Source organism: Enterobacter asburiae (assembly GCF_001521715.1).
GTDB lineage: Bacteria > Pseudomonadota > Gammaproteobacteria > Enterobacterales > Enterobacteriaceae > Enterobacter > Enterobacter asburiae.
This window is the reverse complement of record NZ_CP011863.1, coordinates 778,290-802,783: the sequence shown is the minus strand read 5'-3', so window position 1 is coordinate 802,783 and position 24,494 is coordinate 778,290. Positions and strand designations below refer to the sequence as shown.

General features: G+C 53.3%; 26 protein-coding genes and 2 tRNA genes. 11 read left to right on the top strand and 17 right to left on the bottom strand.

What is annotated here, in order from left to right; translation table 11 throughout:
- Positions 1–243 precede the first annotated feature (243 nt).
- Positions 244–1,383, top strand: coding sequence for a glucans biosynthesis protein MdoC (gene mdoC, locus ACJ69_RS03935; RefSeq protein ID WP_059346474.1), 1,140 nt, complete (start codon positions 244–246; stop codon positions 1,381–1,383).
- A 33-nt stretch (positions 1,384–1,416) separates the two neighbouring features.
- Here mdoC and ymdB read toward each other — a convergent pair whose 3' ends face one another.
- The 5 genes from ymdB to csgB all read right to left on the bottom strand — a co-directional run bounded on the left by ymdB (position 1,417) and on the right by csgB (position 3,894).
- Complete coding sequence (ymdB, locus tag ACJ69_RS03930) at positions 1,417–1,959, bottom strand: O-acetyl-ADP-ribose deacetylase (RefSeq protein ID WP_059346473.1); 543 nt, start codon at positions 1,957–1,959, stop codon at positions 1,417–1,419.
- A gap of 106 nt (positions 1,960–2,065) precedes the next feature.
- Positions 2,066–2,386 (bottom strand): type 1 fimbrial protein, encoded by a 321-nt coding sequence (locus tag ACJ69_RS03925; protein ID WP_047648111.1) that lies wholly within the window; start codon positions 2,384–2,386, stop codon positions 2,066–2,068.
- A 164-nt stretch (positions 2,387–2,550) separates the two neighbouring features.
- Positions 2,551–2,883 carry a curli assembly chaperone CsgC gene (gene csgC / locus ACJ69_RS03920; RefSeq protein ID WP_054830259.1) on the bottom strand — a complete coding sequence of 111 codons (333 nt, stop codon included), beginning with the start codon at positions 2,881–2,883 and terminating at the stop codon, positions 2,551–2,553.
- A gap of 61 nt (positions 2,884–2,944) precedes the next feature.
- On the bottom strand, positions 2,945–3,397 hold the full coding sequence (csgA, locus tag ACJ69_RS03915; protein ID WP_029739998.1) for a curli major subunit CsgA: 453 nt from the start codon (positions 3,395–3,397) through the stop codon (positions 2,945–2,947).
- 41 nt (positions 3,398–3,438) lie between these two features.
- A complete protein-coding gene (csgB, locus tag ACJ69_RS03910; RefSeq protein ID WP_029739999.1) occupies positions 3,439–3,894 on the bottom strand; it encodes a curli minor subunit CsgB in 456 nt (151 codons plus the stop codon).
- 295 nt (positions 3,895–4,189) lie between these two features.
- On the opposite strand from csgB, the gene ACJ69_RS03905 reads away from it, so the two are divergent.
- The 5 genes from ACJ69_RS03905 to csgG all read left to right on the top strand — a co-directional run bounded on the left by ACJ69_RS03905 (position 4,190) and on the right by csgG (position 7,820).
- Positions 4,190–5,170 carry an IS5-like element IS5 family transposase gene (locus tag ACJ69_RS03905; RefSeq protein WP_000019402.1) on the top strand — a complete coding sequence of 327 codons (981 nt, stop codon included), beginning with the start codon at positions 4,190–4,192 and terminating at the stop codon, positions 5,168–5,170.
- Between the two features lie 308 nt (positions 5,171–5,478).
- On the top strand, positions 5,479–6,129 hold the full coding sequence (gene csgD, locus ACJ69_RS03900; RefSeq protein ID WP_021240790.1) for a biofilm master transcriptional regulator CsgD: 651 nt from the start codon (positions 5,479–5,481) through the stop codon (positions 6,127–6,129).
- A 4-nt stretch (positions 6,130–6,133) separates the two neighbouring features.
- Positions 6,134–6,523 carry a curli production assembly/transport protein CsgE gene (gene csgE, locus ACJ69_RS03895; RefSeq protein ID WP_047648113.1) on the top strand — a complete coding sequence of 130 codons (390 nt, stop codon included), beginning with the start codon at positions 6,134–6,136 and terminating at the stop codon, positions 6,521–6,523.
- Positions 6,524–6,546: 23 nt separating this feature from the next.
- Entirely contained in the window at positions 6,547–6,960 is a 414-nt protein-coding gene (csgF, locus tag ACJ69_RS03890; protein WP_023311106.1) for a curli production assembly/transport protein CsgF, read from the top strand.
- A 26-nt stretch (positions 6,961–6,986) separates the two neighbouring features.
- Positions 6,987–7,820 carry a curli production assembly/transport protein CsgG gene (gene csgG / locus ACJ69_RS03885; RefSeq protein WP_024908984.1) on the top strand — a complete coding sequence of 278 codons (834 nt, stop codon included), beginning with the start codon at positions 6,987–6,989 and terminating at the stop codon, positions 7,818–7,820.
- A gap of 43 nt (positions 7,821–7,863) precedes the next feature.
- On the opposite strand, the gene ACJ69_RS03880 is transcribed toward csgG, so the two are convergent.
- The 4 genes from ACJ69_RS03880 to ghrA form a co-directional block, all read right to left on the bottom strand.
- The gene (locus tag ACJ69_RS03880; protein ID WP_133550280.1) at positions 7,864–8,346 is read right to left on the bottom strand and encodes a DUF1097 domain-containing protein; all 483 of its coding nucleotides are present in this window, start codon (positions 8,344–8,346) and stop codon (positions 7,864–7,866) included.
- A 96-nt stretch (positions 8,347–8,442) separates the two neighbouring features.
- Positions 8,443–8,997, bottom strand: a complete 555-nt coding sequence (locus tag ACJ69_RS03875) for a TorD/DmsD family molecular chaperone (RefSeq protein ID WP_059346472.1) — start codon at positions 8,995–8,997, stop codon at positions 8,443–8,445.
- Between the two features lie 21 nt (positions 8,998–9,018).
- A complete protein-coding gene (locus ACJ69_RS03870) occupies positions 9,019–9,756 on the bottom strand; it encodes a phosphatase (RefSeq protein WP_054830150.1) in 738 nt (245 codons plus the stop codon).
- Between the two features lie 84 nt (positions 9,757–9,840).
- The gene (ghrA, locus tag ACJ69_RS03865) at positions 9,841–10,779 is read right to left on the bottom strand and encodes a glyoxylate/hydroxypyruvate reductase GhrA (protein WP_054830149.1); all 939 of its coding nucleotides are present in this window, start codon (positions 10,777–10,779) and stop codon (positions 9,841–9,843) included.
- A gap of 232 nt (positions 10,780–11,011) precedes the next feature.
- Here ghrA and ACJ69_RS03860 point away from each other — a divergent pair.
- Positions 11,012–11,099: transfer RNA gene (locus ACJ69_RS03860), tRNA-Ser, on the top strand.
- A 243-nt stretch (positions 11,100–11,342) separates the two neighbouring features.
- Here ACJ69_RS03860 and ACJ69_RS03855 read toward each other — a convergent pair.
- On the bottom strand, positions 11,343–12,248 hold the full coding sequence (locus ACJ69_RS03855; protein ID WP_029742217.1) for a LysR family transcriptional regulator: 906 nt from the start codon (positions 12,246–12,248) through the stop codon (positions 11,343–11,345).
- A 109-nt stretch (positions 12,249–12,357) separates the two neighbouring features.
- Here ACJ69_RS03855 and ACJ69_RS03850 point away from each other — a divergent pair, with 109 nt between their 5' ends.
- From ACJ69_RS03850 to ACJ69_RS03840, 3 genes are all read left to right on the top strand, one after another.
- Entirely contained in the window at positions 12,358–13,218 is an 861-nt protein-coding gene (locus ACJ69_RS03850; protein WP_059346471.1) for a pirin family protein, read from the top strand.
- Between the two features lie 20 nt (positions 13,219–13,238).
- Entirely contained in the window at positions 13,239–13,916 is a 678-nt protein-coding gene (locus ACJ69_RS03845; protein ID WP_025755865.1) for an isochorismatase family protein, read from the top strand.
- A gap of 147 nt (positions 13,917–14,063) precedes the next feature.
- Positions 14,064–14,151 (top strand) — tRNA-Ser (locus ACJ69_RS03840).
- A 243-nt stretch (positions 14,152–14,394) separates the two neighbouring features.
- Here ACJ69_RS03840 and ACJ69_RS03835 read toward each other — a convergent pair.
- The 5 genes from ACJ69_RS03835 to efeU form a co-directional block, all read right to left on the bottom strand.
- Positions 14,395–15,900 carry an alanine/glycine:cation symporter family protein gene (locus tag ACJ69_RS03835; RefSeq protein ID WP_029740193.1) on the bottom strand — a complete coding sequence of 502 codons (1,506 nt, stop codon included), beginning with the start codon at positions 15,898–15,900 and terminating at the stop codon, positions 14,395–14,397.
- 394 nt (positions 15,901–16,294) lie between these two features.
- Positions 16,295–17,086: a phosphate starvation-inducible protein PhoH gene (gene phoH, locus ACJ69_RS03830; RefSeq protein WP_029740192.1), complete on the bottom strand. Its 792-nt coding sequence runs from the start codon at positions 17,084–17,086 to the stop codon at positions 16,295–16,297.
- Between the two features lie 500 nt (positions 17,087–17,586).
- The gene (efeB, locus tag ACJ69_RS03825; protein ID WP_054830148.1) at positions 17,587–18,870 is read right to left on the bottom strand and encodes an iron uptake transporter deferrochelatase/peroxidase subunit; all 1,284 of its coding nucleotides are present in this window, start codon (positions 18,868–18,870) and stop codon (positions 17,587–17,589) included.
- 5 nt (positions 18,871–18,875) lie between these two features.
- Positions 18,876–20,003: an iron uptake system protein EfeO gene (gene efeO / locus ACJ69_RS03820; protein WP_059346469.1), complete on the bottom strand. Its 1,128-nt coding sequence runs from the start codon at positions 20,001–20,003 to the stop codon at positions 18,876–18,878.
- Positions 20,004–20,043: 40 nt separating this feature from the next.
- A complete protein-coding gene (gene efeU / locus ACJ69_RS03815) occupies positions 20,044–20,877 on the bottom strand; it encodes an iron uptake transporter permease EfeU (protein ID WP_023327085.1) in 834 nt (277 codons plus the stop codon).
- A 251-nt stretch (positions 20,878–21,128) separates the two neighbouring features.
- Here efeU and ACJ69_RS03810 point away from each other — a divergent pair, with 251 nt between their 5' ends.
- Positions 21,129–22,313 (top strand): NupC/NupG family nucleoside CNT transporter, encoded by a 1,185-nt coding sequence (locus ACJ69_RS03810; protein WP_054830147.1) that lies wholly within the window; start codon positions 21,129–21,131, stop codon positions 22,311–22,313.
- Positions 22,314–22,392: 79 nt separating this feature from the next.
- On the opposite strand, the gene ACJ69_RS03805 is transcribed toward ACJ69_RS03810, so the two are convergent.
- A complete protein-coding gene (locus ACJ69_RS03805; RefSeq protein ID WP_038417548.1) occupies positions 22,393–22,812 on the bottom strand; it encodes a DUF3574 domain-containing protein in 420 nt (139 codons plus the stop codon).
- 116 nt (positions 22,813–22,928) lie between these two features.
- Entirely contained in the window at positions 22,929–24,437 is a 1,509-nt protein-coding gene (gene putP / locus ACJ69_RS03800; protein WP_029742086.1) for a sodium/proline symporter PutP, read from the bottom strand.
- Between the last annotated feature and the right edge of the window lie 57 nt (positions 24,438–24,494).

Here is a 24,494-nt window from a genome sequence, read left to right as displayed (position 1 = left end):
ACTTCCCCCTTTGTGTGCTTATATCGATCCGATCCATTTTAATGGAAACTCAGGCAATCCGACAACATTATCACTGCTTTGTTCAGCTGCTGGCTCATGGATTAAGCAAATGAAAGAACCCGCTATTCACTTTGCGTGCTTATCCTGGAGACAGTGTGTCGGTCTTGGTGTAGGGTTGGCTTCGAATGTAACCATTATGAGTCTTAGGGATAAGACGAAAAGTCTGAGAATGCACAACGTTATATGAGCACAACACCAACAGAACGTGAATATTTCCTCGACTCGATCAGGGCCTGGCTGATGCTATTGGGGATCCCCTTTCACATTTCACTGATTTACTCCAGCCACACCTGGCATGTGAATAGCCAGATGCCCTCCTGGTGGCTGACGCTGTTTAATGACTTTATTCACGCCTTCCGTATGCAGGTGTTCTTCGTCATATCCGGCTATTTTTCTTACATGCTGTTTCTGCGATACCCGCTCAAGCGCTGGTGGAAAGTGCGTGTAGAACGCGTGGGGATCCCCATGCTGACCGCAATTCCACTGCTGACGCTGCCTCAGTTCATTATGTTGCAATACGTCAAAGGCAAAGCGGAGAACTGGCCGAATCTGTCGCTGTATGAAAAGTACAATACGCTGGTCTGGGAGCTGGTGTCTCACCTGTGGTTCCTGCTGGTCCTGGTGGTGCTCACAACGGTGAACCTGTTGATTTTCAGCCGCCTGCGCCGCCATCTGAGTACAAAAGCCGACACTTTCTTCGCCAACGTTACGATGGGCAAACTGTCAGTGCTCTTCTTACTGTTGGGTATTGCCTATGCCGCCGTGCGACGGACGCTGCTTATCGTCTACCCGCCGATTCTGAGCGACGGGTTATTTAATTTTGTGGTGATGCAGTCCCTGTTCTACATTCCGTTCTTTTTAATCGGCGCGCTGGCTTTTATTCATCCGAAGCTTAAATCGCTGTTTGTCACCCCGTCACCGTGGTGCGCGCTGGGAGCCACCCTCGCATTCGCGGCCTATCTGCTGAATCAGCGCTACGGCAGCGGCGATGCCTGGATGTATGAAACGGAAAGCGTGATCACTATGCTGCTGGGGCTGTGGATGGTGAACGTGGTATTCGCGCTGGGCCATCGCTTGCTGAACTTTAAGTCCAGTCGCGTGACCTACTTCGTTAATGCGTCACTGTTTATCTATCTGGTGCATCACCCGTTAACGCTTTTCTTCGGGGCTTACATCACACCGCACATCGCCTCCAACACGCTGGGCTTCTTTACCGGGCTGGTGTTTGTTGTAGGGGTGGCGATCGTACTCTACGAAATCCATCTGCGGATCCCGCTCCTGCGCTTCCTCTTTTCAGGAAAACCGCAGGCAAAAGCCTCATAAACCACGCGGCGCACCCGATGCGCCGCGTTTGCTTCAGCTCTCCAGCTCTTGTCTGCGCTGAGTCAGAAGCCGCTTATAAAGATGCGTGGTGTCGTCGTCGAAACAGACAAAAATCACCTTCTCTGGCAGCGGTTTTAACGACAAATAGCGGTAAACCGTTTCTACGGCGATCGTTGCGGCAGCGGCCTTAGGATAACCATACACGCCGGTGCTGATGGCCGGAAACGCCATCGTTTTATAACCGTTGTCGGCGGCCAGCCGCAGACAGTTCCGGTACGCCTCTTCCAGAATACTCGCTTCGTGGTGATCCCCGCCATGCCAGACCGGCCCTACGGCATGAATTACCGCTCTCGCAGGCAGATTGCCCGCCAGCGTAATCACCGCGTGACCGGGAGGACATTCGCCCTGCTGTTGGCGCACGGTTTTACAGGCTTCCAGCAGCTGCGGTCCGGCAGCCCGGTGGATAGCCCCGTCCACGCCGCCCCCTCCCATCAGGGATGGATTGGCCGCATTGACGATGACGTCGACGTGTACTGTCGTAATATCGCCATGAATAATTTCAATTTGCGGTTTCATAAAGCCCCTCTGCAACCCGCCATTTTCTTAAGTGTATCGCAGAGGAGACCGGGAGAAAAAACTATCAGAAAAAATCCTCTTTCACCCCAAGGCGGGAGAGCGCGCATTAGCGATACTGGATTTCGACAACCGCGAGCGTTTTTTCAGGATTAAGGTATTTCATATTGAGCGTTGCCACGTTTGAGTCGCTCACTTTCCCGTTAAGCGCCTCTTCATAGCTGACCATACGCGTTTGCATACGGTTATTATCTGGACATGACATGGCAAACTGTTGCTTCTGGGGAGTGACTTCACAGGGGTCGGCGACAATGGCACCGCGAAAATGAATGACACCGCCGTCAACAACCGTGGCCGAATAAGCCGGGATACTCAAAGCAGAAACGACCAGACCCAGACCTGCCACGAGTCGAGCAAAATAGTTGTTCATTATAGGTACTCCTCAATGAAAATCGTCCATGAGGGGTAAACGCGCTTCATTTATTAGGGCAAACGAAGTTTCACGTTACGGAACATAACGACCTGGTCCCTGATATCAGCATAGCTCAACGGCTCAGACCCGCCACATTCACAACCTATTGATTTAATTGGTTTTCATAGAGAACGTTCCGCTGGCAACCACTGTTGTGATAAATGTAGCGATTTACCGTCTGAAACGGTGACAACGATTTTTACCGTGTCTCCCGCATTAATATTTAAACTCAGACGCATTAAATCAATCGTCTGATTAGCGGGTATAAAAAGTGTGTTTTGCTGCCGGGAAGAACTTTGCCCCCCCTGCCCTTCTCGTAAAGAAATAATCTGAACCTGACAATCGCACGACTGCGCCAGAGTGACCTGAGGAATAATGGTGGTCATATTTTCCTGCTGTGACGTTTTGAAGGTGATCTGGCTGGAAAGCGCGGCAAGGAGAATTAAGGTATTCATGATGAACTCCCGAAAAAAAACAGGGCATCAGCCCTGTTTTTTTGTAGCACAGATTTCAGTATCAGTACTGATGAGCTGTCGCGTGGTTACCAAAGCCGATCTGGGTCACGTTAACAGTCGAGTTGGAAGCAGTCTGATCTACGAGTGCACCGTTAAAGCCGCCGGTCTGGCTAACATTCATAACGGATTTTTTACTGTTCCACTGATCAAGTGTCGCACTGTTGCCAAAACCTTTCTGGGACAGGTTGATTTTACTATCATCAGAACCCTGACCAACGTCAGCGCCGTTACCGCCACCTTTCTGGCTAATATTCAGGACAGAATTTCTGGCGTCTGTCTGCAGAGCTACCGCTGAGTTACCGCCACCGTCCTGATAAATATTCAGGGTGGAATTTGGGCCACTGTATCCGCCATGACCATGTCCATGACCCCAGCCGCCCTGATTAATAGAACCCGCCATAGCACTACCAGAAACTACGATTGCTGCAAGCGCTGCCACTTTGAGAAATTTCATGGTAAACCCCCATCGGATTGATTAAAGTCGTCGCCAACGCGCTAATGTTGAATAACGTTAATCGCCATTTGCGACTGTTTCTGCACTACAACTGCGGTTTTCTGCGTACCGTACTGCGTAATATTTGCTCTATTACCCGACCCTTTCTGGATAATTTTCGCGCTATTACCGTATCCATCTTGCGTAATACCTGCATCATTCGCGTTACCGCTCTGATCGATCCAGGCAATATTGTAACCCCCTGATTGATCAACTCTCGCTCTGTTACCTACCCCATCCTGGGATACTATGGATAAGAGTCTTGAACCGTCCTGGCTAACCTCAGCGTTATTGAAAACGCCCCGTTGACCAATAATGGCTGCCTGATTTAGTGATGAAAGACTTAATTCGTTAACCGCAAAGTTATATTCAGAATTTGCCAAATCTGAATTCGCTGCGGTTACAAATCCAGGCGCACCCAGTAATGTAAACATCATAATTAACGATGCGTTTTTCATGTTGTCACCCTGGACCTGGCTATTTAATCGTGCCATAACCCTTTAACAATGTTATTTGTTAAAACGACTCGTATTGTGTTAACGCGTCGTTACGGTGAAGAGTATGTCCGCTGAAACATTTTAAATATCTCACCCGCGCGGCTTATTTTTATTTATCGGCTCACCACAAAGTCGTAATTTACATCAAAAATCACTTTAATCAGGCCAGCTTATATTTTTTATTAAAGGGAAGGTGCGAACAAGTCCCTGATATGAGATCATGTTTGTCATCTGGAGCCATGGAACAGGGTTCATCATGAGTCATCAACTTACCTTCGCCGACAGTGAATTCAGCAGTAAGCGCCGTCAGACCAGAAAAGAGATTTTCTTGTCCCGCATGGAGCAGATTCTGCCATGGCAAAACATGGTGGAAGTCATCGAGCCGTTTTACCCCAAGGCTGGTAATGGCCGGCGACCTTATCCGCTGGAAACCATGCTACGCATTCACTGCATGCAGCATTGGTACAACCTGAGCGATGGCGCGATGGAAGATGCTCTGTACGAAATCGCCTCCATGCGTCTGTTTGCCCGGTTATCCCTGGATAGCGCCTTGCCGGACCGCACCACCATCATGAATTTCCGCCACCTGCTGGAGCAGCATCAACTGGCCCGCCAATTGTTCAAGACCATCAATCGCTGGCTGGCCGAAGCAGGCGTCATGATGACTCAAGGCACCTTGGTCGATGCCACCATCATTGAGGCACCCAGCTCGACCAAGAACAAAGAGCAGCAACGCGATCCGGAGATGCATCAGACCAAGAAAGGCAATCAGTGGCACTTTGGCATGAAGGCCCACATTGGTGTCGATGCCAAGAGTGGCCTGACCCACAGCCTAGTCACCACCGCGGCCAACGAGCATGACCTCAATCAGCTGGGTAATCTGCTGCATGGAGAGGAGCAATTTGTCTCAGCCGATGCCGGCTACCAAGGGGCGCCACAGCGCGAGGAGCTGGCCGAGGTGGATGTGGACTGGCTGATCGCCGAGCGCCCCGGCAAGGTAAGAACCTTGAAACAGCATCCACGCAAGAACAAAACGGCCATCAACATCGAATACATGAAAGCCAGCATCCGGGCCAAGGTGGAGCACCCATTTCGCATCATCAAGCGACAGTTCGGCTTCGTGAAAGCCAGATACAAGGGGTTGCTGAAAAACGATAACCAACTGGCGATGTTATTCACGCTGGCCAACCTGTTTCGGGCGGACCAAATGATACGTCAGTGGGAGAGATCTCACTAAAAACTGGGGATAACACCTTAAATGGCGAAGAAACGGTCTAAATAGGCTGATTCAAGGCATTTACGGGAGAAAAAATCGGCTCAAACATGAAGAAATGAAATGACTGAGTCAGCCGAGAAGAATTTCCCCGCTTATTCGCACCTTCCCTAGATTGAAATTAGATGTACGAAATTGGTTTTATATTTACCTCCCTGTGGAGGTTATGGTCTGATTCTACACACAGCAGTGCAACATCTGTCAGTACTTCTGGTGTCCTCTTTTAAACAGGAGGACAGCTGCCAGGTGCCAAAAAAAAGTGGGGTTTCATCATGTATAATGAAGTCCATAGTTTACATGGTCATACATTACTGTTGATCACAAAACCTTCTTTGCAAGCGACAGCTTTATTACAACATTTAAAGCAATCTTTATCATTGAACGGGAAATTGCATAACATTCAACGTTCTTTTGATGATATTGCACCTGGCAGCATCATTCTTTTCGATATGATGGAAGCTGATAAAAAGCTTATCCATTACTGGCAGGATATTTTAAGCAGGAAAAACAATAATATCCGCGTGCTATTGTTGAATACGCCTGATGAATATCCTTTCAGGGATATTGAAAGCTGGCCGCATATCAATGGCGTGTTCTACGTCACGGAAGAAGAAGACCGGGTGGTAGAGGGGCTGCAAGGTATATTACGCGGAGAATGTTATTTTTCGCAAAAGCTTGCCAGCTATCTCATCACGCACTCCGGAAATTATCGCTATAACAGCTCAGAGTCAGCCCTGCTCACGCACCGTGAGAAAGAGATCCTGAACAAGTTACGCATTGGTGCTTCAAATATTGAAATCGCCCGTTCGTTATTTATCAGCGAAAATACGGTAAAGACGCACCTTTATAATCTTTTCAAGAAGATAGCTGTGAAAAACCGAACTCAGGCTGTTTCGTGGGCAAACGATAACCTCAGGCGTTAATCACATGAAGCGCACGTTGAGTTGGATCGCCGCAGCGAGTTTCCTGCTCGCTGCCGGGAATCTAAAGGCCGTCGAGGTCGAAGTTCCCGGATTGTTAACAGACCACACTGTCTCATCGGTCGGGCACAGTTTTTACCGTGCCTTCAGTGACAAATGGGACAGTACCTATACGGGTAATATAACAATCAACGAGCGGCCCAGTGCACGATGGGGAAGTTGGATAACAATAACGGCTAATCAGAACGTTATTTATCAAACGTTTTTATTCCCGACCAAAATAGACTTCGATAAAAACGTCGTCTTAGCACTGGAACAATCAGAAGACGCTATTAATCGCCTGCAAATAGATAAAGCCCTATTAAGCACCAGCGATTTAGCAAAAGACGAGTTCTAGCGAACCGATATGCGGAGGCTGTCATGCGTATTGCATATGCAGTTGTTTCGATAATGCTGATAACACCCATCAGCTGGGCCGGAAACATGACGTTTCAGTTCCGTAACCCTAACTTTGGCGGTAACCCTAATAACGGCGCGTTCCTGCTGAACGAAGCCCAGGCGCAAAACTCCTATAAGGATCCGAGCTTAAAGGATTTTAGCATTGATACCCCGTCCGCACTGGATAACTTCACTCAGGCTATCCAGTCGCAGATTTTAGGCGGGTTACTGACCAACATTAATACCGGTAAACCAGGCCGGATGGTTACCAACGACTTTATCGTTGATATCGCCAACACGGACGGACAGCTTCAGTTGAACGTGACCGATCGTAAAACCGGAAGAATCTCCACCATTCAGGTTTCCGGTCTACAAAGTAATTCAACTGACTTTTAAACAATAGCTAAATAAGGACAACGATCATGCAGCGCTTCCTGATATTTGTTGCAGTGTGCTTATTGAGCGGTTGTTTAACTGCTCCACCTAAAGAAGCTGCAAAACCTACATTAATGCCTCGGGCCCAGAGTTATCGTGATTTAACGCATTTACCTGCTCCAACGGGGAAAATATTTGTCTCCGTATACAACATTCAGGATGAAACCGGGCAATTTAAACCTTACCCGGCAAGTAACTTCTCCACGGCCGTGCCGCAAAGCGCCACCGCGATGCTGGTTACCGCGCTCAAGGATTCGCACTGGTTTATTCCGCTGGAACGTCAGGGTCTCCAGAACCTGTTGAATGAACGGAAAATCATTCGCGCCGCACAGGAAAATGGTACCGTCGCGGCCAATAACCGAACGCCTCTGGAATCTCTGGCAGCAGCGAACGTGATGATTGAAGGATCGATTATTGGCTACGAAAGTAACGTTAAATCGGGTGGTGCGGGAGCACGTTACTTCGGTATCGGTGCGGATACCCAGTATCAGCTCGACCAAATCGCCGTTAACCTGCGTGTAGTTAACGTCAGTACAGGCGAAGTGCTCTCTTCGGTGAACACCAGCAAAACCATTCTGTCTTATGAAGTTCAGGCTGGGGTATTCCGCTTCATCGATTACCAGCGTTTGCTGGAAGGTGAAATCGGCTACACCTCTAACGAACCGGTGATGATGTGTCTGATGTCAGCCATTGAAACCGGCGTGATCTACTTAATTAACGACGGTATAGACCGCGGGCTGTGGGATCTGCAAAACAAAGCAGACGTGCAGAACCCGATCCTGGTGAAATACCGCGATATGTCAGTCCCTCCGGAATCCTGACAGGAAGCGCATAAAAAAGGCGAGATGATTATCTCGCCTTTTTTTATTCGCTCACTGCCGTGATGTTTTGCGCTTTTTCCCGCCGCGACGCCAGCCATAGACCGCTGTTTTTCATGGCATAGCCAAACAGCAACCCCAGCGCCAGCGAAGGGACTACCTGCTTCCAGTCACCCTGCCCTGCAAAGGTCGCACATGCCCCCATAAAGGTTCCCGGCACAAATGAAAGCAGAAGATGCCTGGCCTGGATGCACATTAAAAAGGCGACGACACCCGTCATGACGTATCCCAGGATTTCCAGATGCGGCGCCAGCGCGCTGCCTTTCACGATCACCAGCGCCCAGATAACACCGCTCATCAGCGTGCAGCCAGAGATAAACAGCCCTTTGACGCCCCCCTGCGGACAGGCGAAATAGGCGGTACAGCCGAGGAACCCGGCCCAGCTGAGCAATCCGAGAGACACGGCCACCCATCCCCAGAGCCCGGAGAGAATACCTGTCGTTATTGCGATACAAAGTAATATGTTCATGGCGCGCATCTTAGCAGAAGCGCACCATAGAAATGAGATCGGCAGCACATTACGTGCAAGTTGGAATGTTGAGTTGCAGAATTTATGTGATCCAAATCACTCTTCGTTCTCTTCTTCCAGCTCATCCCACATCGCCGCGATAGCATCGCGGGTCAGCGGGGCAAGCGTTCTCCAGAATGGCGAGGTGGCATGCGCTTCGACTTTGCCCAGGAATGTCCCGACCCACGGCAGCAGGTACGTTTCGAACAGGATTTCGATGGCTTCGTTCTCATCATCACCGGCGTTGTCTTCGATCCAGGATGCCGCCAGCAGCAGCGTACCGATATGATCGGCTGGCGTATCGCTCAGCGGCATACCGCGCGTGGAGAGGAACGCGCGGACTTCCGCTTCCGTTGCCCCTTCCTGCCAGGCTGAACGGTATGGCGAAACGCGGCACTCATCGCCAACGAACAGCGCATTGTAGTCCGTCGCGATCTGCTGCATGTCGCAGCTTTTTTGCAGACGTTCCAGTAAATCATCCTGTTCCAGCGGCCAGTTCTGCGCCAGTTTGCCTTCACGAATTAACGTAAAGAGCGGAACCAACAGCGGGTCTTGCGGCTGGCGATAATAGAGCGTACCCAGCACGCGGCAGAGGATGGAAAACTCGTTCATTTTTATGATTCCATTACACAATTAAAGATCGGCAAATTCGGCAATCGGCTCCACTCCGCGCGACTCGAGGAAATCGAGCATGCGGCGTGGGGTCACGTTCAGGATTTGCGCTTCCGGGAAGTTAACATCATTCAGCACTTTCAGGCACTCGCTGAAATCACCCAGCGTAAACGCGGTATGAGAATCGGACCCCAGCGCCACCATTCCGCCCGCGTCACGCACGGCGGCCGCCACTTCGCGACAGTTGGCTTCGCTGCCCTTACGCGAGTGAACAAAGGAGGAGTTATTAATCTCCAGCGCCACGCGGTGCTTCGCTGCCGCCTGCGCGACAGCCTGAATATCAATCGGGTACCTCGGGTTGCCGGGGTGGCTGATAATGTGCACATTGCCGCTGGCAATGGTGGCAATCATCGCCGCGGTATTGGTGTCTTTATCCTGAGGCGGGAAAACCGGCTCATGGAAACCGGCGAGGATAAGGTCAAGAGACGTCAGCATCGGGCCGGTGCAGTCGATCTCACCGTCGGTATTTTTGATGTTCGCCTCAATGCCGCGCAGTATCCCAATGCCGTCCACCAGACGTGGCCAGATCCGCATATTCACAAAATGCCAGTAGTGCGGCGCATCCGCCATGTCCGGGCCATGATCGGTGATCGCGAACAGCTTGATGCCTTTAAGCTTCGCCTGGGCGATATAATCATGGAGGTTGCTATACGCGTGGGTGCTGGCGACGGTGTGCATATGCAGGTCAACGGGATACATCTCTCTCTCCTCTGCGGTTTTTCCAAAGGATAGCAGTTATCAGCGGCGAATATTAGCAAAAACCCGGCGAACGCCGGGTTTCTCTCAGTAGCCGCGCTGTCTGTCGACCTGTCCGGTGACTGCGTGACCCTTTTCCATTTCGCTGATGGTATGGGAGATATACGCCACCGCTTCTGCCGGACGCGTCACGGCAGCCACGTGCGGGGTCATCGCAACGCGCGGGTGCGCCCACAGCGGGCTTTCCGCGGGCAGCGGCTCACGGCTATAGACATCCAGCATGGCGCCTTTGAGCTTTCCGCTATCCAGCGCCTTCAGCAGATCGCCTTCCACGACATGGACCCCGCGCGCGAGGTTCATCAGGTAGCTCTGGTCGAGGAGCTGGTTGAGCAGGGCTTCATTGATGATCCCTACCGTTTCCGGCGTGTTTGGCAGCAGGTTAATAAGCACGCGCGTGCCTTTCAGAAAGGCCGGAAGCTCATCCGTTCCGGCAAAGCTCTCTACGCCCGGATAATCCTTGCGGCTGCGGCTCCAGCAGCGCAGCGGGAATCCCCACGGGGCGAGCGCTTCGGCCACTTTTGAGCCCAGCACGCCCGCACCGAGGATGCCAATCGTAAAGTCTTCGCGACGGTAATCCGGCAGCGGTTCCCAGTGGGCCTGCTGTTTAAATAGCTGATAATCATCGAAGCGGCGGAACCAGTGCAGTACCTGGCTCACTGCATACTCCTGCATCTGCTGGCCCATTCCGGTATCTTCCAGGCGGAAAAGGGGGACGTCTTCCGGCAGCATTTCAGGATGAGCCTTCAGTTTGCTCAGAATGGAATCCACGCCGGCTCCCAGGGCAAAAACGGCCTTCAGCGTGCGGCCCTGGAGCATTTCTACCGGAGGATGCCAGACCAGCGCATAGTCAGCATGTTCATTATCGCCACGCTTCCACTCGCGAACGCGTGCGCCGGGTAACGCCGCCGAAAGCGCCTTGATCCAGTATGCCGTATCAAACGTGGGGTGATAGAAAAGTATATCCATAGTCATTCCTGCCTTTTATTGCGCTGATTTATTTTGCTTTTTCACTGGACGGTCAGCATAACAAATTTATAGCGCGACTGTGTTGCTGATAAAAAAGGCGCTTTCAGCACATTTAAGAATCATGTTGCCTGAAGTTTGTCTAAACGCGCTAAATTACTGAAAAAGTGAGTTGACGGCAGTTCGGCTTTTCCTTACATTAGCGCCCGTCCCGGCAACAACGGGATGACAATATGGTGAGGTGTCCGAGTGGCTGAAGGAGCACGCCTGGAAAGTGTGTATACGGCAACGTATCGGGGGTTCGAATCCCCCCCTCACCGCCATATTTAAAGAAGAGCTCGCATGAAAATGCGGGCTTTTTTTTTCGCATGTTGCACGCATCTGGGGGGATGAGAATCCCCGACCGGGGTTCGACAACTGGCGCCAGCCAGTTGGACAGACTGAGAGCGAAGCGAACAGGCTGCCCGCAGGGCGAGCGAAGCGAGTCAATCCCCCCCGGTGCTATATGCAACTCGGTGCGGCCTGAGCCCCTCTCCCTGCCCCTCTCCCCAGGGGAGAGGGAAGTGCTACTCTTCCACCATCCGCGCATACTCTTCGGTCAGAAAATCCACCAGCGTCCTGACCGACGGCAGCAGGCCGCGCCGCGAAGGATAAACCGCGTGAATCACTTCCCGTCGGGGTTCCCATGCGTCGAGCACCCGTACCAGTTTCCCTGACGCCAGCTGGTCCTTGACCATCAAAATCGGCAGCTGCACCACGCCGATGCCTGCCATGGCAGCTTCACGTAGCGCCAGCATATCGGTGGTAATCAATCGGGGGTGGTAATGGATCTCCGCTTTGGCACCTCCGGGGCCGGACAGCTCCCATTTATGAATATGTTTCCCCTCGTTCATGCTTAACCCGGGCCAGGCACTGAGTTCAGATGGCACGACGGGTTCGCCCATGCGTTGAATTAAGGCCGGACCGGCGACCAGACAATGCCCCCTGTCAGCCAGCACCCTTAATACCAGGTCGCTGTCATCAAACGGACGCGGGCGTACGCGGATAGCGATATCAACCCCCTCACCCACCAGGTCTACCCGCCGGTTGGTCGCCTCAAGCTGAAGATTGATCCCGGGGTAGCGCGCCATAAATCTGGCCAGCATCGGACCCACGTGGACATGCAACAGAGTTATCGGGCACGTAATTCTGACAACACCGCGCGGTTCAGCCTGCAGTGCCGCAACGGCTTCCTCCGCGGCCTCGGCCTCCACCATCATCGCTTTACAGTGCTGGTAGAAGGTCTGCCCGACCTCGGTCACCGTAAACTGTCGGGTTGTTCGGTGGATAAGCCGCACGCCAAGGCGTTCTTCCAGCTGCGCTATCCGGCGGCTTAGCCTGGACTTTGGCAGATCAAGCGCCCTTCCCGCCGCGGCAAAGCCACCGTAGTCCACCACCTTCACAAACCAGACGAAGTCATTGAGATCCTGCATAAATCCTCATCGTTCCAATTTCAGAACAGTGAATGCCATTTTCACTATCTACCGGGATATTAACTCTGAATATAAGCTAATTACATCAACAGAACATCAGGAGTTAATCATGAAAAACGTAACAGGCGTTTATACCGCTCCCCGCCAGCACTGGGTTGGCGATGGTTTCCCGGTCCGTTCAATGTTCTCTTATCAGACGCACGGCGAGCCGCTGAGCCCGTTCCTGCTGCTGGACTACGCGGGCCCGTACACCTTTCCGGCAGATGGGGCGAAACGCGGCGTAGGCCAACACCCTCACCGGGGTTTTGAAACGGTCACCATCGTCTATTCCGGTGAAGTGGAGCATCGCGATTCTACGGGCAAAGGCGGCGTCATTGGCCCCGGCGACGTGCAGTGGATGACGGCAGGTGCAGGCATTTTGCACGAGGAGTTCCACTCCAGCGCGTTCTCGCAGAAAGGCGGAGAACTGAAAATGATGCAGCTTTGGGTCAACCTGCCGGCCAAAGACAAGATGGCGGCACCGGGCTACCAGAGCATTACGAAGAATGCGATCCCGACCGTGACGCTACCGGACAACAGCGGTTCGCTGCGGGTCATTGCCGGTCGCTACGAGGCTGTAACCGGCCCGGCGCACACCTTCTCACCGCTCAACGTCTGGGATATTGCGCTGAACCAGGGAAGCCACCTGACGCTCAATCAGCCCGAAGGCTGGAGCACCGCGCTGGTCGTGCTTGAAGGCAATATCACGCTGAACGGTACAACGCAGGCGGGTGAAGCTCAGCTGGTCGTATTGAGTCAGGAAGGCGACAAACTGCACATGGAGGCGAACAGCGATGCCAAAGTACTGCTGATGGCCGGCGAGCCGCTGAATGAACCCATCGTGGGCTATGGCCCGTTTGTGATGAACAGTAAAAGCGAAATCAACGAAGCCATTCGTGATTTTAACTCCGGCCGCTTCGGCCAGATCTGAACGTTATAAAGGAGAAGATAATGTCTACACCTGCGAATTTTAATGGCGCACGTCCGGTTATTGATGTGAACGATGCGGTGATGTTGCTTATCGATCACCAGAGCGGTCTGTTCCAGACCGTTGGGGATATGCCAATGCCGGAACTGCGCGCCCGTGCGGCTGCGCTGGCAAAAATCGCTACCCTGGCGAAGATCCCGGTGATCACCACCGCGTCCGTTCCACAGGGACCGAACGGACCGCTTATCCCGGAGATCCACGCCAACGCGCCGCATGCGCAGTATGTTGCCCGTAAAGGGGAGATCAACGCCTGGGATAACCCGGAGTTTGTTGCGGCGGTGAAAGCGACAGGGCGTAAGACGCTGATTATCGCGGGCACAATCACCAGCGTCTGCATGGCGTTCCCGTCAATCAGCGCGGTGGCGGACGGCTATAAAGTGTTTGCGGTGATTGATGCCTCCGGTACCTACAGCAAAATGGCGCAGGAGATCACCCTGGCGCGCGTGGTGCAGGCCGGCGTGGTCCCGATGGATACGGCGGCGGTGGCCTCCGAGATCCAGAGAACCTGGAACCGTGAGGACGCAGCTGAGTGGGCTGAGGTGTATACCCACATCTTCCCGGCTTACCAGCTGTTGATCGAAAGCTACGGCAAAGCGCAGGAAGTGGTTAAAAACAGCGAAGTGCTCGATTCACAGCGTTAATCCCCTGCTCCACGACCTAAAAACCGTGGAGCTGATTAATGCTTAACCGAACAGGCACTAAAGCTGAAAATCTGCTTGACCGTGTTAGCGCAACTCCCTATAGTAGCGCCCCGTTGCCCCCCAAGCGGTCAGGCAGCAAAACAATATGGTGAGGTGTCCGAGTGGCTGAAGGAGCACGCCTGGAAAGTGTGTATACGGCAACGTATCGGGGGTTCGAATCCCCCCCTCACCGCCATATTTAAAGAAGAGCTCGCATGAAAATGCGGGCTTTTTTTTCGCATATTGCACGTCTGTGGGGGGATGAGAATCCCCGACCGGGGTTCGACAACTGGCGACAGCCAGTTGGACAGACTGAGAGCGCAGCGAACAGGCTGCCCGTAGGGCGAGCGAAGCGAGTCAATCCCCCCCGGTGCGGACTGAGCCGCCTCAGCTATATAAAAAAGCCCGAACTAATGCCCGGGCTTTTTTATTCGATTCCTCAGCTATTCAACTTTGCTGCCGGCTGCTTTCTTTCAAGCGATGAAACCTGCTCAGGCTGAACACCATCCTCATCCTTACGCCCATCAAGCCAGTAATCCGCATTTTTAATCCCCAGCCGAATCGGGTCAAACTGTGGATCCAGCCCCTGCGCATTCTGGATTTCATAATCCTTAAGGCTGGCAAACGCTTTTTTATGCAACAGAACAATGGCAATAATGTTGAGCCACGCCATCAGCCCAACCCCAATATCCCCCAGTCCCCATGCCAGATCCGCGGTGCGAACCGTGCCATATACCGTGGAGGCCATCAGACATAGCTTGAGCAAGAATGTCAGCCACGGACGGTGAATTTTACGGTTAATGAAGGCGATATTAGTTTCGGCAATATAATAGTAGGCAATAATCGTCGTGAAAGCAAAGAAGAACAGCGCTATGGCAACAAAGTAATTACCAAAGCCCGGCATCATACTTTCCATCGCCGTCTGCACATAGCCAGGACCCGCGGCCACGCCAGCAATGCCGGTATAAAGCGCTGCGCCGTCGACGCCCTGGACGTTATACAGCCCGGTGATCAGCAGCATAAACCCGGTCGCGGAGCAGACAAACAGCGTGTCGATGTAGACCGAGAACGCCTGAACCAGCCCCTGCTTCACCGGATGGCTTACTGCCGCCGCAGATGATGCATGCGGCCCGGTCCCCTGCGCGGCCTCGTTGGAATAGACGCCGCGCTTAACGCCCCACATGATGGCCTGACCCAGGATAGCACCGAAACCTGCTTCAAGGCCGAATGCACTTTTCCAGATCAGCAGAATAACCGAAGGGAGCTGGTTAATATTAATGGCGATAATCACGCAGGCGACAATAATATACCCCAGCGCCATAAATGGAACGACCATGCTGCTAAAGCTGGCGATCCTTTTCACACCGCCGAAAATAATAAAACTTAACAGCACAGCAAGTAATGCCGCCGTAACGTTCGGACTCAGACCAAAAGCAATATCCAGGCTCGCCCCAATCGAGTTTGCCTGCACGCCCGGAAGTAATAATCCGCAGGAAAAAATAGTCACAATAGCAAATAACCATGCGTACCACTTAACGCCTAAACCTTTTTCAATATAAAAGGCAGGACCGCCGCGATATTCACCGTTAATTTTTTCTTTATAAACTTGTCCCAGGGTGGATTCGACAAATGCGGAGCTGGCACCTAAAAAAGCGACTATCCACATCCAGAAAAGCGCGCCCGGACCACCAAAGGTAATTGCCGTGGCCACACCGGCGATATTCCCTGTCCCCACGCGGCCTGCCAGCGTCATCGTAAGCGCCTGAAACGACGATACGCCTGCATCGGTAGGACGCCCCTGGAACATCAGGGTAATCATATGTTTGATATGGCGTAATTGCAGGAAGCGACTACGCAGCGAGAAATAGAGGCCGACACCCAGACATAAAAATATTAACGCAGGGCTCCAGATTACACCATTAATAGCACCAACCAGTTCGTTCATGTATGACCCTCAGCGTGATGTTTCAGGGAAAAGGCTCCCCTGTTGTGTTTCTTCTTAGAATTTTGTTCGAACAAGTACGAAACATAGATAACTCACCTGAAGACACCAACTTAATTTTTACTTCGTAGTAATGTTCTGTGACAACATTCACGTTTAATTTTTAACTAACAATTAGCGCGCTCATTATATTCACAGGTATTTTGTGGGTATTATCACTTCATATCACACTTCTGCAAAAAAGAATAAAAACACCCACCCATTTAATAATCGAAATTATTGATTCAGCAATACGGTGCTTAAATAAGGGAGAATTTCTGCGAAGTATATACGATGCTTCCCGGCATTACGCCGGGAAGACATTACAGTAAAGAGGTAAAACGATAATGCTTTACCTTTAGTCGGAATAGACTTGCAGCGTGCGCTGACAGAGCGCGGAACGCACACAGTCCTCTTTGGTGAAGCGTACCACCCCAATCATCTCATCTTCCTCAAAACGTGACATGGCGTCGCTCAGCCCGGATTTCACGCCGGATGGCAGGTCACACTGGGTAATATCGCCGTTAACGATAACCGTCACGTTCTCCCCGAGGCGCGTTAAAAACATCTTCATTTGCGCAGCGGTCACGTTCTGAGCCTCGTCAAGAATGACGACCGCATTTTCAAATGTACGTCCGCGCATATAGGCGAACGGCGCGATTTCCACCTTGCCAATCTCTGGTCGCAGGCAGTACTGCATAAAGGATGCGCCCAGTCGCTTCACCAGCACGTCATAGACGGGCCTGAAGTACGGAGCAAACTTCTCCGAAATATCTCCGGGCAGGAAGCCGAGATCTTCATCAGCCTGCAGTACAGGACGGGTAACAATAATGCGCTCCACGTCCTTATGAATCAGCGCTTCCGCCGCTTTGGCTGCACTGATCCAGGTTTTCCCGCATCCGGCTTCACCGGTTGCAAAGATGAGCTGTTTACTCTCGATAGCATTCAGGTAGTGCGCCTGAGCCTCATTGCGCGCCACAATTGGAGAATTATCACGGCTGTCTCGGGCCATGCCAATTGCTTCTACGCCACTCATCTGCACAAGCGAGGTGACCGATTCTTCTTCACGCTGTTTATGGCTACGTGAATCCCGTCTCAGCACACGTTTTGCTTCGCGACGAGCTTTGATCACTGCTTTTTGTCTTCCCATGGATAGCACCTTGAGTTGTTGGTATTCATCACACGCGCCAGCTTCGGCACGATTATGCGCACGAACATCAGAGGGTTGGCTTCCTTGTAAGCCATTGCTTGCTTTATCGGATAACGATACGGAACAGCTACGCGCACCGTTCTGCACGTCGGTCGAATCAGAATCTTGAGGAAGGGGGGAGAATTTAGTGGTGAGGAAATCGCTGCCGGAGTCTGAGCCTCCGCGCCGGGTGCTGCGGTTGTTATGTTTACCTTGTCCAGTACAGGACGCAACCATTCGCGATCTCCATAGTGATTCAGCATCACTGCCGGGAACTACCGCTGTCTTATCTTAAGTACATCAGGAGTTATCATAAATGCAACATTTATTTTACCTGAATGCAACTTTTAAGACTGTCCCTACAGGTGAAATCAGTCTCATATAGAAATATTACAGAAATATAACAGGAGGATAGTCATATGAAAAAATAATGTCCCCGCGAACTGTTGCGGGGACAATTATCAGGCTTCAATAAGACCTTGAGCGAGGTATGCGTTCCGATCGCGCACGCCCGGCAGGGCAAAGAAATAGCCGCCGCCGATGGGCTTAATGTACTCTTCCAGCGCTTCGCCGTTGAGCCGCTTCTGCACGGTCAGGAAGCCTTTTTCCAGATCGTGCTGATAGCAGACGAACAGCAGGCCCATATCAAGCTGACCGGAGTTGGTCACGCCGAGCGAATAGCTGTAGCCACGACGCATCATCAGGCTGGACTGCGTCTCTTTGGTGCGCGGATTGGCCAGACGAATGTGGCTGTCCAGCGCGATGGTATCGCCATTCGGATCGCTGGCGTAGTCGGGCACGTCATGCTCGTTCTTCATGCCGAGCGGCGCGCCGCTTTGCTTATCGCGACCAAAGATCGTCTGCTGCTCTTTCAGCGGTGTGCGGTCCCAGAACTCCACGTGGAACTGGATAATCCGTACCGCCTGATAGCTGCCGCCCACCGCCCACGCCGGTTCGCCCTGATCGGCAGTGACCCACACCACCTCCTTCATGAGCGCACCATCGTGGCTGTCAGGGTTGGCCGTACCGTCCTTAAAGCCCAGCAGGTTCACCGGCGTCTCTTTCCCTTTACTGCGGGCGGCGTGGTCCGAGATAAAACCTTCCCGCTTCCAGCGCACGCTCAGAAGATCCGGCGTGTGCTTGATGATATCGCGCAGGGCGTGGATCACCGTGTCCTGGGTATTGGCACAAATCTGCAGAAGCAGGTCGCCATGACACAGCGCCGCGTCCAGGGAGTCGTTCGGGAAACGCGTCATTTTCTGCAGCGCTTTCGGCTTCTGTTTTGCCAGCCCATAGCGCGCGTCAAACAGCGACTCACCGAGCGAAACGGTAATAGTCAGGTTATCCGGGGCGATAAACGGCCCCAGAATGCCGGAGTCCATTGGCGGCAGACGCGGGTTCGGCGTATCGGGCGCCGGTCCGCCAGCGGTGAGAAACGCGATTCGCGTCGTCAGCAGGCGGAACAGGCGCTCCAGATCGGCTTTATCACTGGCCAGCGAATCAAAGGCCACCAGCATCATGGACGCCTGCTGCGGAGTCAGGATGCCCGACTGATGTTCGCCATAAAACGGCTGCGTCTCCATGCGGGCATTGGGTGACAGCGTGCCGGGCGCGCTTTGCGGTTTCGCCGCATGCGCTACCGGACAGCCACCGGCCAGAGCAAGAGCGCCCCCCAGCGCCCCCACCCCTTTTAACAATCGACGACGTGAAGGCTCAACCACATCGTTCTCGCTATGCTTATTCATCGTGCTTAGTCCAGACCCAGTACGCCGCGCAGCAGAGAGAGATCTTCCGCCAGAGCGGTAATCGGGCCTTTCAGCGCGTTACGGTCGGCATCGGTCAGCTTGTCGTAGGTTTCAAACCCGTCTTTAGTCCGGTACTTCGCCAGAATGGTGTCGACTTTTTTGAAGTTGGCATCCACTTTGGCCAGCAGTTCGCCGTTCTCTTTTTGCAGCTGAGGACGCAGCAGGTTAACAATTTTCTGCGCGCCGTCGACGTTGGCCTGGAAGTCCCACAGATCGGTATGGCTGTAGCGATCTTCTTCGCCGCTGATTTTGCTCGCGGCCACTTCTTCAATCAGGCCAGCCGCGCCGCCCACCACTTTTGACGGCGGGAAAGCCAGCTCGCTGATGCGCTTTTGCAGCTCCAGCACGTCGCCGTTCAGCTGCTCGGCATATTTATCCATCCCTTTGGTGGAGTTGTCGCCAAACAGGGCTTTTTCCAGACGGTGGAAACCGGTGAATTTCGGATCGGCGGCTTTCTGCTCGAAATCATCTTCGCGGGCATCAATGCTGCCATCAAGGTCAGAGAACAGTTCAGCAATCGGCTCGATGCGCTCGTAGTGCTGACGGGTTGGCGCATACAGGGATTTCGCTTTTTCGATGTCACCGGCCTTCACCGCATCGGTAAAGGCTTTGGTTGCCGTCGCCAGGTCCGCCGTCTCTTTCGTGACATAGGCTTTATACGCGGCGATCGCGTCGCCCAGGCTCAGCACCGCAGCGCCTTTCGCCGCATCGGCCGTCGCTTCACCTTTGACGATCAGCTTCCCTTTAGGGTTGGTCAGCAGGCCACAGGTCATCTCATACTCACCCGGCTGCAGGTTGGCGGTCATCTTCTGGCTGAAGCCAGGGGCGATGTTTTCGCGCTCCTCCACCACCAGAACCCCTTTCAGGATCTCCCACTCCAGCGCCTTCTGGCTGTGGTTCTGAATAATGAACTGGGTTTTGCCGCTGTTCACCGTGAGGGTCATCGGCTCACACTGCTTATCATTAACGGTGACTTTAACCTGAGGTACATCCGCGCCCCAGGCGGAGAATGCAGAAGCGAACAGCGCGGCAATGCCTGCGCATAACGCACTACGACGGAACTGAATTGCCATGACTCTTCCCTTTAAAAGTATGTTGTAACTAAAACAAAAATTATGGCGTAACGCGCGACGCCTGCGTGCCGGTACGCGGCGGCATTGCGAACAGCACCAGCGCCGGAACCAGATAAATAAAGTACATCGCCACTTCGCTGACGCTCGGCGTTTCCTGATAGCCGAAGATACCTTCGAGCAGGGTGCCGGTCAGTGAATGGGTGGAGAGCACGTTGCTGAGGTCAAACGCCACGTCCTGGAAATGGTTCCACAGGCCCGCCTCGTGGAAGGCGCGTATCGCCCCCGCCGCCAGCCCTGCCGCCACCAGCAGAATAAACAGGCTGGTCCACTTGAAGAAGGCGCCCAGGTTCAGGCGAATACCGCCCCAGTAGAGCAGGAAACCGAGCACCACGGCCGTAGCAAGACCCAGCACGGCCCCCAGAGGCGGCCAGATCCCCACGTCCTGCTGAAACGCCGCCAGCAGGAAGAAAACGGACTCCAGGCCTTCACGCGCGACGGCGAAAAAGACCATCATAATGAGCGCCCAGCCGTGGTTATTGCCCTTTTGCAGCGCGTTATCCACCGCCTGCTCCAGCTGCACCTTCACGTTGCGCGAGACTTTACGCATCCAGAACACCATCCAGGTAAGGATCACCACCGCAATCACGGCGACGATACCCTCAAACAGCTCCTGCTCTTTCTGCGGGAACTCCCCGGTGGTTTCGTTGATGAGGATACCGAGGCCCAGACAGAGTGCTGCGGCAAGGAATACCCCGACCCACATGACGCCAATCCAGCGTCCGCGCTGGGTTCGCTTCAGATAACTGGCGATGAGGCTCACGATAAGGGCAGCTTCAAGCCCTTCACGTAACATAATGAGAAATGGAACAAACATGCCGACACCTTAAATGTTTATCGCGGTCAACTGATGCAAAGAAAGGTAAATTCTTGTGATAGTGATTATCATTACGGCGAAAAGAAACACAAGCGAAATGTGTGGTGTTTTGATGACGAGTTGTAAACGCCGAGCCTGATAATAGTTACATACGTTACGTTCAGGTTTATAAGTTATAACGAAAATGCCCATTTACGCTGGTACGGGGCTGTGGCTAAATATCCGCCTCAAACACCTGGTGAAAATTAATTATGTTTAAAATTGTCCATTTCCTGCTGGCGCTGGTCATTATTCTCGCGCTTGCCTGGCTGGTAAGTTTCGACCGCCGAAAAATTCGCATTCGTTATGTTTTACAGCTGATTGTTATTGAAATTGCGCTGGCGTTCTTTTTCCTGCACGCCGAAAGCGGTTTATTCCTGATTAAATATGTTTCCGGCTTCTTTGAATCACTGCTGAAATTTGCTTCGGAAGGGACGAATTTCGTCTTTGGCGGAATGGGTGAAAAAGGGCTGGCGTTCATTTTCCTCGGCGTGCTTTGCCCGATTATTTTTATTTCCGCGCTGATTGGTATTCTTCAGCACTGGCGGATCCTGCCGATTTTTATTCGGGTCATCGGTACGCTGCTGTCAAAACTGAACGGTATGGGCAAGCTGGAATCCTTTAACGCGGTGAGTTCGCTGATCCTCGGCCAGTCGGAAAACTTCATTGCCTACAAGGGCGTGCTGGGCGATCTCTCCTCTCGTCGTCTCTTCACCATGGCGGCCACGGCGATGTCGACGGTCTCCCTGTCGATTGTCGGCGCCTATATGACCATGCTCGACGCCAAATTTGTCGTCGCGGCGCTGATTCTGAACATGTTCAGCACCTTTATTATTCTCTCCGTCATCAACCCGGCGCGCCCGGAAGCGGAGCCGGATATCAGGCTGGAAAAACTGCATGAATCGCAGAGCTTCTTCGAAATGCTCGGCGAGTATATTCTGGCCGGTTTTAAGGTGGCGATGATTATTCTGGCCATGCTGATTGGCTTTATCGCCCTTATTAGCGCCGTTAACGCCCTCTTCTCCAGCGTATTTGGCATGAGCTTCCAGCAGATCCTGGGCTATGTATTTTATCCGCTGGCGTGGCTGGTGGGTATTCCGCTAAGTGACGCCCTGAACGCGGGCAGTATTATGGCGACCAAGCTGGTGGCGAATGAATTTGTGGCGATGATTGAGCTGCAAAAAATCGCGCATCAGATGTCCCCTCGCGGACTGGGCATTTTGTCCGTCTTCCTGGTGTCCTTCGCGAACTTCGCGTCCATCGGCATTGTGGCCGGGGCGATTAAGGGCCTGAACGAGCAGCAGGGGAACGTGGTATCGCGGTTTGGTCTGCGTCTGGTGTACGGCGCGACGCTGGTGAGCCTGCTGTCGGCGAGCTTTGCGGGGCTGGTGCTGTAAGTTTTGTGCGGTTAATGCCCGGCGGCGCTTCGCTTGCGCGGGCCTACGATACAACAACGGCGGGATTTCCCGCCGTTTTTTAGAACTGCACGCACACCGGCTGATCGACGCGCATCACCGACTCCTGCGCGAAGCGTGATTTATAAATCCCGCGTAACGCTTCGATGTTCTTCTCGCTCTGCGCATCCTTACCGTGGATCAGCATCAGCGCTTTGCTGGGTTCACGCGCCACTTTTCCGTCGTTCCCCAGCCACTGCCCGCGCGCGTCAAATACCGTTAAGCCATCGCGAAAGCGCGGCGTCACGTCCTGGTCAACAAACTGCTGCCACTCGTTGCCGGTGATCTGCGCCCCGGCAGGTCGATTTAAGCCGAAATAGAGCGTGGTTTGCTGCATCTGGTTATCCGCTTTGCAGGTCTCCACCGCCGCATGTTGCGATGGCGCCGTGCAGCCAGCGAGCATCAATAATGCCGCTGCCATTACCCCTGTTTTGATTGTCATGTTTCGCTATCCTCATTGTTATAAGCACATGGATATCACAGGAAATTACGGATTTTGGCAAGAAAAAAGCCGGGTGCGCTTGCGCTCACCCGGCCTGGATTGTGCAGCGAGAATAATTATTCTGCCTGGAGCTTAGACGGCGGCGCAGTATGGTAATGCGCGTCGGCTTCCGCAAAGCGTTTCTGCATGGAGGCAGACGGGGCTTTACCCAGCAGGCTGAACACCACGATGCCGATGCTGCCGAAGATAAAGCCCGGAATGATTTCGTACAGGCCCAGCCACGCGAACTGTTTCCAGACGATAACGGTCACCGCACCGATGATCATCCCCGCCAGCGCGCCGTTGCGTGTCATGCGTGACCACAGTACGGAGAACAGCACCACCGGACCAAACGCGGCACCGAAGCCCGCCCACGCGTAGCTCACCAGGCCCAGCACGCGGTTATTCGGGTTGGCCGCCAGCGCGATGGCAATCAGCGCCACCACCAGCACCATAAAGCGCCCTACCCACACCAGCTCTTTCTGGCTCGCGTTTTTACGCAGGAAGGCTTTGTAGAGGTCTTCGGTGATCGCACTGGAGCAGACCAGCAGCTGGCAGCTCAGGGTAGACATCACCGCCGCCAGGATTGCGGAGAGCAGGATACCGGCAATCCACGGGTTGAACAGAATTTGCGCCAGCTCGATGAACACGCGCTCGGCGTTCTGGTTCACCGCGCCCGCCTGCGCCGGGTTGTTGTTGAAGTACGCGATGCCGAAGAAGCCGACCGCACACGCGCCTGCCAGACACAGGATCATCCACGTCATACTGATACGACGGGCATGAACGATGGTGTGGTGAGAATCCGCCGCCATAAAGCGCGCCAGGATATGCGGCTGACCGAAGTAGCCCAGGCCCCAGCCCATCAGGGAGACGATGGCCACGAAGTTCAGCCCTTTCAGCATGTCGACGTTTTCGATGCTCTTCTGCTTGATCACTTCAAGCGATTCGCCAAAGCCGCCAACGGTGAAAATCACAATCACCGGGGTCAGGATCAGGGCGAAGATCATCAGGCTCGCCTGCACGGTGTCGGTCCAGCTTACCGCCAGGAAACCGCCCACGAAGGTATAGAGGATGGTCGCCGCCGCACCGGCCCACAGGGCGGTTTCATAGCTCATGCCGAAGGTGCTTTCGAACAGACGCGCGCCGGCCACGATGCCGGAGGCGCAGTAGATGGTGAAGAACAGCAGAATAACCACCGCGGAGATAATGCGCAGGATGCGGCTGTTATCTTCAAAACGTCCGGTGAAGTAATCCGGCAGCGTCAGGGCGTTGTTGTTGGCCTCGGTATGCACGCGCAGACGGCCTGCCACCAGCTTCCAGTTGATCCACGCGCCGAGAGTCAGGCCGATGGCGATCCAGCTTTCCGATATACCGGAGATGAAAATCGCGCCGGGCAGCCCCATCAGCAGCCAGCCGCTCATGTCGGATGCGCCCGCAGAGAGTGCGGTCACCATTGGGCCTAAACTGCGTCCGCCCAGAATGTAGTCGTCAAAGTTCTTTGTAGAACGCCACGCCAAAAACCCTATCAGGATCATGCCAAAAATATAAACGAGAAATGTCACCAGCATCGGTGTGCTAATAGCCATTCAAATTCTCCAAAATGTCGAGCGACAACCATCCGGGCTGCCTTGTTATATGATCAC